Annotated in this window: 13 protein-coding genes; 6 read left to right on the forward strand and 7 right to left on the reverse strand. The window is 69.5% G+C overall.

The window, feature by feature from the left end; all coding sequences use genetic code 11:
• Positions 1-2: 2 nt before the first annotated feature.
• Positions 3-608: an isochorismatase family protein gene (locus tag BVG12_RS09000; protein WP_075792096.1), complete on the reverse strand. Its 606-nt coding sequence runs from the start codon at positions 606-608 to the stop codon at positions 3-5.
• 54 nt (positions 609-662) lie between these two features.
• Positions 663-1,022 (reverse strand): hypothetical protein, encoded by a 360-nt coding sequence (locus BVG12_RS09005; protein WP_075796270.1) that lies wholly within the window; start codon positions 1,020-1,022, stop codon positions 663-665.
• 202 nt (positions 1,023-1,224) lie between these two features.
• On the opposite strand from BVG12_RS09005, the gene BVG12_RS09010 reads away from it, so the two are divergent.
• Together BVG12_RS09010 and BVG12_RS09015 are read left to right on the forward strand one after the other, a co-directional pair.
• Positions 1,225-2,394 carry a pyridoxal phosphate-dependent aminotransferase gene (locus tag BVG12_RS09010; RefSeq protein WP_075792097.1) on the forward strand — a complete coding sequence of 390 codons (1,170 nt, stop codon included), beginning with the start codon at positions 1,225-1,227 and terminating at the stop codon, positions 2,392-2,394.
• 5 nt (positions 2,395-2,399) lie between these two features.
• On the forward strand, positions 2,400-4,643 hold the full coding sequence (locus tag BVG12_RS09015) for a hybrid sensor histidine kinase/response regulator (protein ID WP_075792098.1): 2,244 nt from the start codon (positions 2,400-2,402) through the stop codon (positions 4,641-4,643).
• A gap of 50 nt (positions 4,644-4,693) precedes the next feature.
• Here BVG12_RS09015 and BVG12_RS09020 read toward each other — a convergent pair whose 3' ends face one another.
• Positions 4,694-5,677, reverse strand: coding sequence for a creatininase family protein (locus BVG12_RS09020; RefSeq protein WP_169926803.1), 984 nt, complete (start codon positions 5,675-5,677; stop codon positions 4,694-4,696).
• 91 nt (positions 5,678-5,768) lie between these two features.
• Between BVG12_RS09020 and BVG12_RS09025 the strand changes: the two genes are divergently transcribed.
• Positions 5,769-7,397, forward strand: coding sequence for a Na+/H+ antiporter (locus tag BVG12_RS09025; protein WP_075792100.1), 1,629 nt, complete (start codon positions 5,769-5,771; stop codon positions 7,395-7,397).
• On the opposite strand, the gene BVG12_RS09030 is transcribed toward BVG12_RS09025, so the two are convergent.
• Complete coding sequence (locus tag BVG12_RS09030) at positions 7,385-7,696, reverse strand: hypothetical protein (protein WP_075792101.1); 312 nt, start codon at positions 7,694-7,696, stop codon at positions 7,385-7,387. The two genes, BVG12_RS09025 and BVG12_RS09030, sit on opposite strands and share 13 nt — an antisense overlap.
• Positions 7,697-7,806: 110 nt before the next feature.
• Here BVG12_RS09030 and BVG12_RS09035 point away from each other — a divergent pair, with 110 nt between their 5' ends.
• Complete coding sequence (locus BVG12_RS09035; RefSeq protein ID WP_075792102.1) at positions 7,807-8,952, forward strand: DNA topoisomerase IB; 1,146 nt, start codon at positions 7,807-7,809, stop codon at positions 8,950-8,952.
• Positions 8,953-9,014: 62 nt separating this feature from the next.
• On the opposite strand, the gene BVG12_RS09040 is transcribed toward BVG12_RS09035, so the two are convergent.
• Complete coding sequence (locus BVG12_RS09040) at positions 9,015-9,914, reverse strand: pyridoxamine 5'-phosphate oxidase family protein (RefSeq protein ID WP_075792103.1); 900 nt, start codon at positions 9,912-9,914, stop codon at positions 9,015-9,017.
• A 7-nt stretch (positions 9,915-9,921) separates the two neighbouring features.
• The gene (locus BVG12_RS09045; protein ID WP_075796271.1) at positions 9,922-10,527 is read right to left on the reverse strand and encodes a glutathione S-transferase family protein; all 606 of its coding nucleotides are present in this window, start codon (positions 10,525-10,527) and stop codon (positions 9,922-9,924) included.
• A gap of 111 nt (positions 10,528-10,638) precedes the next feature.
• Here BVG12_RS09045 and BVG12_RS09050 point away from each other — a divergent pair, with 111 nt between their 5' ends.
• Both BVG12_RS09050 and BVG12_RS09055 read left to right on the forward strand, forming a co-directional pair.
• Positions 10,639-11,532 (forward strand): LysR family transcriptional regulator, encoded by an 894-nt coding sequence (locus BVG12_RS09050; protein WP_075792104.1) that lies wholly within the window; start codon positions 10,639-10,641, stop codon positions 11,530-11,532.
• Positions 11,533-11,588: 56 nt separating this feature from the next.
• Positions 11,589-12,287, forward strand: coding sequence for an aspartate/glutamate racemase family protein (locus BVG12_RS09055; protein WP_075792105.1), 699 nt, complete (start codon positions 11,589-11,591; stop codon positions 12,285-12,287).
• A gap of 130 nt (positions 12,288-12,417) precedes the next feature.
• Here the strand turns inward: BVG12_RS09055 and BVG12_RS09060 are convergent, their stop codons facing one another.
• On the reverse strand, positions 12,418-13,806 hold the full coding sequence (locus BVG12_RS09060; protein WP_075792106.1) for an FAD-binding oxidoreductase: 1,389 nt from the start codon (positions 13,804-13,806) through the stop codon (positions 12,418-12,420).
• Positions 13,807-13,853: the final 47 nt, after the last annotated feature.

The following is a 13,853-nucleotide window of genomic DNA, read 5'->3' on the forward strand; positions in this document are numbered from 1 at the left end:
CGTCAGGCGACGGACAGCGCCACCATGCCGAACTGGCCGAGCCGCACCGGCACGGCCCCGCGCGCGACCATGCGGTCGAGGGCGCGGCGGCCGTCGCCCGGCTGCACGTCCACGGCGCGCATGGCTTCCGGCACGACCAGCGTCGTGAAGCCTTCTTCCAGCGCATCGGTGACGGTGTTCAGCACGCAGTAATCGGTGGCGAGACCGACCACGGTCACGCGCTCCACGCCCCGCGCGCGCAGCTGCGCGACCAGGTCGGTGCCGGCGAATGCGGAATAGGCGTCGATCGCCTTTGTCGCCGCTTTCGAGATGACGATGGCGTCGTCCGGCAGGGCCAGTTCGGCCGCGAACTCGGCGCCGGGCGTCCCGGCCACGCAGTGCGGCGGCCACGGTCCGCCCTGCGCCTGGAACGAGCAATGGTCGTGCAGGTGCCAGTCGCGCGATGCGAAGATGGGCAGGCCCTGCACGCGATACAGCTCGATCAGGTGGTTGATGGGCGCCACGACTTCATGGCCGCCGGCCACGCCCAGCGCGCCGCCGGGCAGGAAGTCGACCTGCATGTCGATCACGAGCAAGGCGTCGCGCTCGTCGAGGTGGATCGCACTCATACGTATTCTCCAAAAGGCGGCGGCAGGCCGCGACGCCCCTATTGTCGCGCAAACTCAGTGGCGCGTCTGCCGCGCGGCGATGGCGGCGGCATGCGCCGGATCGGGGTCGTGCCCGCCGTGCCGGTCGAGGATGGCGGCGGCCCGCTCGGCCAGCGCGGCGTCGGCCGGGCTCACCGTCACCTGGCAATCGTGCACGTCTTCCTGCGCCACCGGCGCGTAGGTGTGCGAGTAAGCCGTCTTGCCCGTCACCGCGGGCGAATCGCCGACCGTGAAATTGCCTTGCACGGGGCCGGATTCGTCGACGCGGATGTCGATCGCGACGTCATCGGCCGCGATGCCGGCGGCCAGCAATTCGACGCGCGCCTGCTCGGCGGCCGTCACGTGCTTGAAGGTACGTACGATGGGTTGCTGCATGATGTCCTCCCGCATGGATTCAGTTGCAACCACCGTACCAGAATCCCGCGCCGCGCGGCGCGCTTCGCCAGCCATGAATTTCCCTCGCACAATTTTCCACCCGTGCGGCATCATTTCACAATTTTAGTACAATCAGGCAACATCCATCCGTAGCACCGTGCAGCATGACTTTTCAATAACATTTATCCCTAGAGAAAAACAAATGAAAATTTCAGCCCGGATCGCTTCATCCCGTCCCCTCGCCACCACCGCGATGCACGGCCGCGTGGAAACGCTGCGCAGCGAGGGCCATTCCGTGATCGACTTCTCGATCGCGATCTCGCACTTCCCCGCCCCCCGCCCCGTGCTGGACGCGGTGGCCGCCGCCATCGAGCACCAGCGCATCATGCCCTACACGAGCGTCGTCGGCGCCCTCGACGTGCGCGCGCGGCTGGCCGCCAAGCTGAAGGCGGAAAACGGCATCGAGGCGCATCCCGACGAGATCATCGTCACCAACGGCGCCAAGCAGGGACTGTACGAGGCGTTGTATACGATGAGCGATCCGGGCGATACCGTCCTCGTGTTCAAGCCGCATTGGCCGGCTTATGTTGCTACGTCACAACTACTCGGCCTGCGCCCGATCCTGGTCGATCTGCCCGACGAAATCACCCCGGCGCTGCTGGAGGGCCTGGGCACGCCCGACATCGTCATCATCAATAACCCGCACAATCCCACCGGCAAGGTGTACACTCGCCGGGAACTGGAACACCTTCGTGCTTGGGTGGAGCGCATCGGGGCCCGGGTGATCGTGGACGAAAGCTACGAACACCTGATCTTCGATGGCGGACACGTCAGCCTGGCGGCATTGTGCGACTGGCGGAAAACGGGCGTGGTAACGCTGTTTTCGGCATCGCAGAGTTATGCCATGATGGGCTGGCGCGTCGGCTTCGCGCTGGCGCCCGCCGAAGTGGTCGATGCGATGCAGACGCTGCAAGGCCCCATCACGGCCGCCGCTGGGCATTTGTCGCAAGTCGCTCTCGAGGTCGCATTCGCGACCGGCGCGCCACGTGCGATGATGGCGGACTACCGTGAGCGGCGCGATCTGGCGGTGCGGCTGTTTGCCGAGGTCCCCTGGATCGTCATGCATGCGCCGGCCTCCGGTCCGTACCTGTGGGGAGACGTGCGCAGCCTGACGCTGGACACGGTCGCCTTTGCCGAAGCGCTGCTTGAGGAACAGAGAGTGGCCGTCATGCCTGGTGAAGCGCTGGGCGTGCCGGGCTATATCCGACTCGGCTATATTTCGGACGACGTGGCGACCCTGCGCGAAGGCATCCGCAGGATAATCGAATTTGGTGATGCGTTTGCTGCCCACAATGCGGCAGATAGAAGATAGATAAGATGACATCTGGCTTGAGCCGCTTCCGGCTGAACAGCCTGCGCAGCCGGCTCATGTTGCTGGTTGCGCTGGCGATCACACCGCTGGCGGTAATGACGATCCTGTCCGGGATCCGCGAACGTGAACATGCCATCAAGGCATCGGAAGAAAACCTGCGCCGCCTGACGGGCATGGCGGCCGCCAACGAAGCCCAGTCGATCGAGGGCGCGCGCCAGATCCTCGTCGACCTGGCCAGCGTCCCCGACCTGATGGGCGACACCGCCAAGTGCACGTCGCTGCTGTCCGACGTCCTCGACCGCAACGAGGGTTTCGTCAACTTCGGCCTCATCCAGCTCAACGGCGACGTCACCTGCAGCGCCGTGCCGCTGCTACATCCCGTCAACCTGGGCGACCGCAGCCACTTCCGCCGCGCCATCTCGGAACGCCGCTTCATCGCCGGCGACTACGTGTTCGGCCGCGTCATCAAGAAGCACACGATCAACCTCACCTACCCCGTCATCGACCGCAGCGGGAAAGTCCTGGCCGTCGTGTTCGCGGCGATGGACCTGGAAGGCCTGGACACCTTCATCAACGACATCAACCTGCCGCCCGGCTCCGTGCTGGCGACGACGGACGCGCGTGGCACCATCATCTCGCGCCGCCCCGATCCCGAACGGTTCTTCGGCACCAAGATGTCACCCGCCATGCTCGACGCGATGAACACGGCCGGCCAGCGCGCCGTGACGATCCGCGGCGACGACGGCATCGAGCGCCTGCACACGTTCGCCCGCGTGGGCGCGCCCGCGCTGACCGACTACACGGTCACCATCGGCATTCCCACCGAGACGATCCTGTCGGCCGCGCGCCACGACCAGATCATGTCGCTGCTCGGCCTCGCGGCGACCACCTTGCTTGCGATGCTGGCCGCATGGCTCGTCGGCGACGTCCTGATCGTCCAGCGCGTGCGCAAGCTGATGGGCACCGCCGAGCGCATCGCCGCCGGCGACCTGGAAGCGCGCTCCGGCATCGCCTACGGCCACGAAGAGATCGGCAACCTGGCGCAGGCCCTCGACCGCATGGCCGCCGCGCTGCAGAAGAAGGAGACGGCCCGCTCGCTGGCCGAACGCGAACTGCGCGCCGCCGACCAGAGGAAGGACGAATTCCTGGCGATGCTCGCGCACGAGCTGCGCAACCCGCTGGCGCCGATCAGCACCGGCGCCCACCTGCTCAAGCTCCTGCACTCCGATAACGCCCAGATCACGCAGACCTGTTCCATCATCGTGCGCCAGGTCGACCACATGACGAGCCTCGTCGACGACCTGCTGGACGTGTCGCGCGTGACGCGCGGCCTCGTCTCGCTGTCGACCCAGGTGCTGGACTTCAAGCGCGTCGTCGACGACGCGGCCGAGCAGATCCGCCCGCTGATCGCGGCGCGCCGCCACCGCGTGGTGATCGAGCTGCCGCCCCTGCCCGCTTACGTCAAGGGCGACCACAAGCGGCTCGTGCAGGTGTGCGCGAACCTGCTCAACAACGCCACCAAGTACACGCCGGAAGGCGGCACCATCCAGCTGCGCCTGGACGCCGACGGCGACGACTACGTGCTGACGGTCGCCGACGACGGCATCGGCATGGAGCCGACCCTCGTCGAGCGCGTGTTCGACCTGTTCACCCAGGCCGAGCGCACGCCGGACCGCTCGCAGGGCGGCCTCGGTCTCGGCCTGGCGCTCGTGAAGAGCCTCGTCGAACTGCATGGCGGACAAGTGAAGGCGTACAGCCCGGGCCTCGGCAAGGGCTCGACGTTCACCGTGCGCCTGCCCCGCTACACGCAGGACGTCGTGCTGGCGCCGGCGCCCGTCGTCGGCGAACAGGAGGAGGGCGATGGCGGCGTGCCGCTGCGCATCCTGCTCGTGGACGACAACGTCGACGCCGTGCACACGCTGCAGCTGTTCCTGCGCTCCGGCGGCCACCGCGTGGAAGTCGCCTACTCCGCCACCGACGCGCTGGAACTGGCGAAGAGCTTCGTGCCGGAAGTCTGCCTGCTCGACATCGGCCTGCCCGACTTCGACGGCAACGAACTGGCGCGCCGCCTGCGCCTGCTGCCGCAGGCCACCGGCTCCACGCTGATCGCGATGACCGGCTACGGTCGCCAGCAGGACCGCGACGCGTCGATGGCGGCCGGATTCGACCACTATCTCGTCAAGCCGGTGAACACGACGCAATTGGCGGATATCCTGGCCGCCGCCGCGGAAGCGAACATCCGGCGCTGAGCGTTCAACCGACTGTCGATCCTCTTGGGCATACGCCCGGGCCGTGCATCCTACCGTGCCTCATGCCGTTTTAACCACGCGCGCTGCGCTTGCCCGATCCGGTCCGCCTCCGCGCGCGTGCCGCGCTCGATGCCGTCGATGACGGGATCCTTGAACGCGACGGCGGACAGGCGCGTCCACTTCGACGGATCGGCGCCATCCAGCACCGCCAGCGCCGCGCAGTTGAACAGGTCCGCGCGCTCGCGCATCTCGCGCGCGCCGAACGCGCTGCTTGCCTGGCGCGGCGAGCCGATATAGCCCTGCCAGCCGGGCGCGCCCGCGATGCGCGCGGCATCAAGCGGCGTATCGGCCGTGTTGGGCTTTGCCGCCGCGTACGCGGGCGCGACGAGGTCGGGGCGCAGGAACAGGATGCGGCTGGTCTCCGACATCCCCGCATGCACTTCGAACTGCCCCTCTTCCTTCATGGTCGCCGCGGGCCGCGCCTTCGACGCCGCCGTATCGCCCAGCAGGAGGCCGGGCAGGTTGAGCATCGTGCCACCGTACGTGTCGTGAAAATAATCGCCGGCCTGGTCCAGCATCAGGTTGTGCAGCGGCGAGCCGTGGTTGTGCATCACGAAGACCCAGCGGAAGCCCTGCTCGCCCAGCGCGCTCGCGAGATCCATGAAGACGTCCCGCTCCGTTTCGGGACGCACGGTGTACGAGCCCGGGAACACGTGGCGTCCGCCCAGCACATTGGCGCCGGACGTGCCGACCGGAATGGTCGGGAACAGCAGCACCTTCCAGCCGGGCCGCGCGACGATCGCCTCCGCGAGCGACTGCGTCCACCACTCGTTCATCAGCGTGTCGGTGCCGGCCGGCAGCAGCGGCCCGTGCTCTTCGAGGATGCCGCCGGTCAGGATGACGGCCGTGTGCGCGCGGTCCAGCGCCGCGATCTGGGCCGAGTTCATGTCGGCCACGCGGTAGACCTGCGCGGCGGCGGCGGTGGACAGGGCCGCCAGCGCGGCCGTCAGCAGCATGCGTAAGGTGCGATTCACGGCGTCCCCCTCGGCGTCAATACGCGCAAGCATACCGTACCTCGCTCATCCGGTACATCGCCTATCATCGGCCCTGACAAAGGAGATAGGCATGGAGACCGTCGAAGTCGTCCTGGCGATGCTCGTCGCCGTGATCGCCAGCGGCTACGTGGCGCGCGTGCTGCCCGTCGCGCTGCCGCTGCCGCTGATCCAGATCGTGCTGGGGGCCGTGATCGCGGGCGTCTTCCGCCATGGCGTCGCGCTCGACCCGGACATTTTCTTCCTGCTGTTCCTGCCCCCGCTGCTGTTCGTGGACGGCTGGCGCATCCCCAAGATCGGGCTGTTCCGCGACAAGGCCACGATCCTGGAACTGGCCCTCGGGCTGGTCGTGTTCACCGTCGTCGGCGCCGGATATCTGCTGCACTGGATGATTCCTGCCATGCCGCTGGCCGTCGCCTTCGCGCTGGCGGCCATCGTGGCGCCGACCGACCCGGTCGCCGTGTCCTCGATCACGGCGCGGGTGCCCATGCCGCCGCGCCTTTCGCACATCATCGAGGGCGAGAGCCTGCTCAACGATGCGAGCGGCCTGGTCTGCTTCCGCTTCGCCGTCGCGGCGGCCATGACCGGACACTTCTCGCTGGCGCAGGCGGGCCTGTCGTTCCTGTGGATCGCGCTGGGCGGCATCGCGGCCGGCGCGGCGATCACGTTCGCCATCACGCGCGCGCACGGCATCCTGCAGCGCCGCTTCGGCGAAGAGGATGGCGTGCCCGTGCTGATCAACCTCCTGACGCCGTTCGGCGCCTATCTCGCGGCCGAGCGGCTGCACGCGTCCGGCATCCTGGCGGCCGTCGTGGCGGGCGTCACGATGAGCTATCTGGAACTGTCCGGCGCCGCGTCGCCGGGCACGCGCATCCGCCGCAACGTCGTCTGGGACGCCCTGCAGTTCACGTTGAACGGCACCATGTTCGTGCTGCTGGGCGAGCAGTTGCCGGACATCGCGCGCGGCGCCCTGCACCCGGACGGCGGCCAGCCGTTCGACCCGTGGTGGCTGGCGAGCCGCGCCCTCGCGCTCAGCCTGGGCCTCGTGCTGCTGCGCCTGATCTGGGTGTGGATCTCGCTGCAGTTGACGCTGTTGAACCGGAAACGTCCCGGGCACCAGGGCTTCACGCCGCGCCTGCGCGTGATGCTGGCCACGTCCGTGTCCGGCGTGCGCGGCGCGCTGACGATGGCCGGCGTGATGACCTTGCCGCTGGCCCTGCCGGGCGGCGCGCCGTTCCCCGCCCGCCACCTGGCGATCTTCCTCGCCGCCAGCGTGATCGTATTCTCCCTGCTGCTGGCCAGCGCAGCCCTGCCCGCCCTGCTGCGCGGTCTCCGGATGCCGGACGAACCGGAAGCGAAGTGCAGCGAGATCGACGCCCGCCACGCGGCCACGCTGGCCGCCATCGCCGCGCTGGAAAAGGCGCGGCGGGCCGGCGGCGGCGCCGACCCGGCGCTGCAAGACCAGGCCGTCGCCCACGTGCTCCGGCTGTACAGGCACCGCCTGGACGCGACCGACGCCGCGGGCGGCCATGGCGATCCGCAGGCACTGCAACGCGCTGAACTCAGGTACCGGCTGCTCGCGCTGAACGCCGAACGCGACACCGTGTTGCGCCTCGCGCGCCGGATGGACGTGTCGGACGAGACGGCGCGCAAGCTGCTGCGCCAGATCGACCTGCTGGAGGCGCGCTATCAGCAGGATTGAGCGCCGCGGCTGCTGCGCAGCCAGTCCCGGCCCCGCGCGTCGAGCGCGGCGGCGATGACCTCGGGCGGCAGGCTGTATACCGTCGCCCACGTCGCGCGCCCGTCCGGGGCGTTCGAGGGGAAGCTCGTCGTTTCGACGGGCCAGTGATATTTACGCTTGAGCGCACGCACGATGGCCGCCAGGGTCACGCGGCCGCGCAGGGGTTCGGCACCCGCCTGGTCGGCATTCGACAGCAGGACGGCGAGCACGAGGCCGCGCGCGGTGCGCGGGCCGGGGAAAATGGGAGATTGTTTGGGCATGCACGCATTCTAGCGGTCCGCGCGCCGGTCGCCGCCTACGTTAGTTCCCGAACGGTGCGCGCCGGATGCCGGCGTACACTGGGTCCACCCAGCGAACGACGAGCCCCCCGATGAAGAGCGAAGACGCGCTACCCTCGACCCCGGTGCCGAACACCGATCCGCCCGCTGCCGCGAAGGCCGCGGGCCTGCGCTACGTCCACGACGACCGCCCCGGCATCCGCCGCGAGCCGGCCGGCGAGGGAGAAGCCGCCACAGGCGGGTTCCGTTACCTCGACGCGAAGGGCGAACCCGTCGACGACGAGGCGACGCTCAAGCGCATCAAGTCGCTCGCGATCCCGCCCGCGTGGACGGATGTCTGGATCTGCCCGCAGGCCAACGGCCACCTGCAGGCCACGGGCCGCGACGCGCGCGGTCGCAAGCAATACCGCTACCACCCGAAATGGCGCGAGGCGCGCGACGAGGTGAAGTACGAACGCATGATCAACTTCGGCAAGGCCTTGCCGAAGATCCGCAAGGAAGTCGACCGCGCCTTGTCCCTGCCCGGCCTGCCGCGCGAAAAAGTCCTCGCGACGATCGTCTACCTGCTGGAGGCGACGATGATGCGCATCGGTAACGACGAATACGCCCGCGAGAACAAATCGTACGGCCTGACCACGCTGCGCAACCGCCACGTCAAGATCGACGGCAGCGAAGTCGAGTTCCGCTTCCGCGGCAAGAGCGGCGTATACCACGACGTCAAGGTGCACGACCGGCGCCTCGCGCGCATCATCCAGCGCACGCGCGACCTGCCCGGCCAGGACCTGTTCCAGTACCTCGACGAGGACGGCGAAACGCACACCGTCGGGTCGAGCGACGTGAACGACTACCTGCGCACGATCACTGGGGAGGATTACACGGCGAAGGATTTCCGCACGTGGTCCGGCACGGTGCTGGCGGCGATGGCGCTGCAGGAATTCGAGGCCGTCGATTCGGACGCCCAGGCCAAGAAGAACGTCGTGCGCGCCATCGAATCGGTGGCGGAACGGCTCGGCAACACGCCGTCCGTCTGCCGCAAATGCTATGTGCACCCGGCCGTGCTGGACGCCTACCTCGACGGCACGATGCTGGAAGGCCTGCGTGCACGCGCCGAGGAAAGCCTCGTCGAGGACTTGAAGGACCTGCAGCCCGAGGAAGCCGCCGTGCTGGCGATGCTCGAGCGGCGCCTCGCGCAGGAGACGGCGGACAGCGACCTGGCCGTCAAGCGGCGCGCCGCCTGACGCCAACGCGCGGCGGAAGACCGCCCCTCGCCGTCGTTCCCGCTTGCGCGAGGACGACGTACTTAGGTTTCGGGTACCTCTTCCGCGAGCCCGAACGCGGCGGGCCGCAGCCACCCGCGCACGATCCGGAACCTCCACACACGCTCCACGGGCGGCACGCGGCTTGGCTCCGCGGCCGTCCAGTCGACGTCCACGACACCCTGCAGCTGCAGCACGTCGCCCGTCGCCACGTCGGCCAGCACGATCGCCGCACGCGGCTCCGCGACGAAGTTGCCGATGGTGTTGAAGTAGCGGTTGCCCGGGTAGTCCGGCACGGACAGCACGGCGCCGGCCAGCCGCGCGAAACCGGCCGGGCCGCCGCGGTGCGAGATGTCGAGGCCCGCCGCCGCACCCTGCGCGTCGGCGCCGCTGGCGCTCGCCACGAACAGCGTCGTCGCCGTTGCGAGCAGCGCGCGCGCGCGGGCCGGCACGTCGGCGCCGAAGGCCGTCACCGGTCCCGGCGTGCGGTCCACCGGCACCAGCGAGCGCACGTGGATGTAGCGCGGGCAGTTGCCGAACGATTGCACGACATCGACGGCGAATCCGGCCTCGCCCACCCGCGCGAGCACGCCATTGACCCGGTTGCGCCGGCGCGTGCCCAGGTCGATGCCCAGCATGCCGACCGGCGCCCCGGCCGCGAGCCGTGACCGCACCGGATCGTCGCCGGACGGCAGCGCGGCGACGTCGAGCCGCGCCGGATCGGGCGAGCTGGCGAAGCCGGGCGGGCCTTGCACGAGCGTCGCGAGCGGCCAGCCGTCGGCATCCGCCACGGCCACGCACACGAACGGCAGCAGCGGGAAGAACGTCCGGTGCTGGTCCGGCATGCGGTTGCGGATCGGCGCGTTGAACGGTTCGACGCCGGCCATGGCCTGCGCCTGCAACTCGCCGGCATGGAACGGCATGGGAATACGGTCGCCATCCATGATCGCCTCACGCTTCGGGCATCGGAACGAAACCCGGCAGCGCCTGCACGCGGCCGACCCACGCTTGCACGCGCGGATATGGCTCGAGCGCAATGCCGCCTTCCGGCGCGTGCGCGACATAGCTGTAGCACGCGATGTCGGCGATGGTGGGCGTCGCGCCCACGAGCCAGTCGCGCGCGGCCAGCTCGCCTTCCATCAGGCCCAGCACACGGGCGGCCAGCGTCTGCGACAGCGCCGCCGGCACGCCCGTGTCGTAGAACCGCGCGCAGACGCGTGCCGAGGCCGGGCCGAACATGATTTCTCCCGCCGCCTGCGACAGCCAGCGCTGCACGCGCGCCGCCCCGACCGGATCTTCCGGCAGCCACGCCGTGCCCGCCGCGTAGCGCTTCGCGAGATAAACGAGGATGGCGTTGCTGTCGGCCAGCACGACGTCGCCGTCCTGCAGCACGGGAATCTGGCCCAGCGGATTGAGTGCCCGGAACGCCGGCGAGCGGCGCACGTCGGCCGGGCTGTCGGCGAAATCGTAAGGCAGGTCGAGCAGGTGCAGGAACAGCATCGCGCGGTGCGTGTGGCCGGACAGGCGGGTGCCGTGGAGGATGCGGGTCTGGGGCATGGTCGTCTCGCTGTGGGTTGGGAATGCGACCATCGTAGCGCCCCGTCATTCACACCGGAATCCGGCATAATGGCAATTCAGCATTGCGTTTTCCGAAATAATGAAATCATCATGGACCGACTCGACGAACTGCATGTGTTCATCGCCATCCTCGACGCGGGCAGCATGGCGTCCGCCGCGCGCAAGCTGGGGCGCTCGCCGGCGGCCGTCACGCGCATCCTCGGCCAGCTCGAAACCCGCGCCGGCGCGCGCCTGTTCGAACGCAGCACGCGCCGCCTGACGCCGACGGAAACGGGCCTCCGGCTGGCGGAACAGGCGCGCCGCCTGCTGGCCGATTACGACGCCGCCCTGCAACCGCCGGGCGCCGGCGCGCCGCGCGGCCTGCTGCGCATCACCGCCCCGACCGTGTTCGGCCGCCGCCACGTGGCCCCCGTCGTCACGCGCTTCCTGCAACTTCATCCGGACATCCAGGTCGACCTGGCGCTGTCCGACCGCAACGTCGACCTGATCGAAGACGGCATCGACGCGGGCTTCCGCATCGGGACGCTGTCGAACATGAGTCTCGTGGCGCGCCGGCTGGGCGAAGTCGGGCGCGTGACGGTCGCGAGCCCGTCCTACCTCGACCGCCGCGGCACGCCGGCGCTGCCTGCGGACCTGGCGGCGCACGAACTGATCATGTCGACGGCCGTGCGCAGCGTGGCCGAGTGGCGCTTCCGCGGAGACGGCCGCGAGCACGTCGTGCGCTACAGCCCGCGCCTGCGCATGAACGACGTGGAAGCCGTGCTGGCGGCCGCGCGCGACGGCTTCGGCATCGCCCGCGCGCTGTCGTACCAGGTCGAACCGGATTTCCAGACGGGCGCGCTGCGCCGGCTGCTCGTCGACTACGAACCGGAGCCGGCGCCGGTCCACCTCGTCCTGCCCAGCAGCCGGCACATGGCGCCGCGGCTGCGCGCGTTCGTCGACTTCGCCGTGCGTGAATTCGCGGCGCTGGCGGTGATCCGCTGAGCGGCCGAACCGCGGTCTGGCTATACTGGACGGCTCGACATCGACAGGAGGCGCGCATGACGCAGAAGGTCATCGGTATGCTGGGCGGCATGAGCTGGAAAAGCTCGGCCGAATACTATCGTCTCATCAACGAGGGCGTGCGCGACCGTCTTGGCGGCCTGCATTCGGCGCGCTGTCTCATGTGGTCGTTCGATTTCGACGACATCGCCGTCCTGCAGTGCGAAGACCGCTGGGACGACGCGGCCGCGCTGATGGTCGAGGCGGCGCAGCGGCTCGAACGGGGCGGCGCCGACTTCCTCATCATCTGCACGAACACGATGCACAAGGCCTACGCGCAGGTCCGCGCCGCCGTGGACCTGCCGCTGCTGCACATCGCCGACCCGACGGCGGCGCGCATCCGGACGGCCGGTTTCAAGCGCGTCGGCCTGCTCGGCACGGCGTTCACGATGGAGCAGGATTTCTACAAGGGCCGGTTGATCGACCGCCACGGCCTCGACGTGATCGTGCCCGATGCCGGGGACCGCGCCACGGTCCACCGCATCATCTACGAGGAACTCGTGCAGGGCAAAGTGGAAACGGCGTCGCGCGCCGCCTACCGCGGCGTGATCCGGCGCCTCGTCGACGCCGGCGCCGAGGCGATCATCCTCGGCTGCACCGAGATCATGCTGCTCGTCGGCCCGGACGACAGCCCCGTGCCGCTGTACGGCACGACGGGCCTGCACGCGGCGGCGGCGGTCGACCTGGCCCTCGGCTGACGCCGGTCCGCCCGAGGCGATGGACCGCAGGGTGGGCATTCGAGTCCGGGGCCTCAAATGAAATGTGACCACGCGTAACGCCAACACATCGCGGACGTTCGCGTGGGCACAGGGTCTCCACCCGACATGCTCAACCGGCCGGCGCGATGTTGTGGTTGAAGCGGAACAGGTTGTCCGGATCGTAGCGCTGCTTGACCTGCACGAGGCGGTCCCAGTTCGTCCCGTACGCCTCGCGGATGCGCGACACCTCGTCCTGCGTGAGGAAGTTGATGTACACGCTGCCCGCCGCGTACGGGGCCACGGCCGCGAAGAATTCGCGCGCCCAGGCCACGCAGCGGGCATCGTCGGCCGGGTCGTTCCAGCGTCCGTGCACGTTCATCGCATACGTCACGTTGCGGTGCGGGTAGGCCGTCGCGTCCACCGGCGGCTCGTTCGCGCGGCCGCCGATGAGGCCCATGAAGATTTCGCACTGCGGCGTCGGCACGCTGCCGGCGTAATGCAGCACGACGTCGACCGCGTCGTCGGACAGGGTCGTGAAGTTGTGCGATTTCCAGTAATTGCGCGCGCCCGGCGCCAGCAGCGGATCGAAGGTCTGCTGCCAGGCCGCATACGGCACCGTCCCGACGTGTTCTCCCAGCACGGCGCCGAACGAGCGCACCGGCGCGACCGCGGGCAGCGCGTCCTCCAGCGCGCGCGGCGAGAACACGGCCAGCGCGACGATGTCCTGGCCGTGCACGTCCGGCGGCATGAACGGCAGCGGCGGCGCGCGGCGCAGCACGGCCCAGATCGAGACATCGTTCGGCAAGGTGTCCACATAGTCGCGGTAGCGGCGCAGCACGTCCCTGCCCTGCGCGGCCGGAAAGACGATCAGCCCGGCCGTGACGGCCGGGCCGACGGCGTTCAGTGCGAACTCGAAGCGCGTGACGACGCCGAAGTTGCCGCCGCCGCCGCGGATGGCCCAGAACAGGTCCGGTTCCTGGCGCGGCCCGATGTGGCGGCGGCGCGCGTCCGCCGTGACGATCTCCGCGCCGACGAGGCTGTCCACCGTCAGGCCCAGCATGCGCGACAGCCAGCCGAAGCCGCCGCCCAGCGTGAGACCGGCCGCGCCGGTCGTCGAGTTGATGCCGAGGGGGACGGCCAGGCCGCAGGCCTGCGTCTCGTGGTCGACGTCGGCCAGCAGCGCGCCGCCGTCGACGTACGCGAGGCGCGCGTCCGGATCGACGTGGACGCCGCGCATACCGGACAGGTCGATCACGAGCCCGTCGTCGCACATGGCGTTGCCGGCGATGTTGTGGCCGCCGCCGCGCACGGCCAGCGGCAGGCCGTGGTCGCGCGCGAACGCGACGGCCGTGCACACGTCGGCCGTGCCCGCGCAGCGGACGATGAGGGCCGGCCGGCGGTCGATCATCGCGTTCCAGATCTGCCGCGCGCCATCGTAGTCCGGGTCGCCCGGCCGCAGCACGGGGCCCCGCAGGGCGGCCCTGAGACCGTCCAGCACTTCAGGTTTCATCTGCGTCATCGCGCACTCCACCCGGCGTACCCGGCGGGTGGCGGCCGCCATCCCGC

The sequence above is a fragment of the Massilia putida genome (assembly GCF_001941825.1).
Taxonomy (GTDB): Bacteria; Pseudomonadota; Gammaproteobacteria; order Burkholderiales; family Burkholderiaceae_D; genus Telluria; species Telluria putida.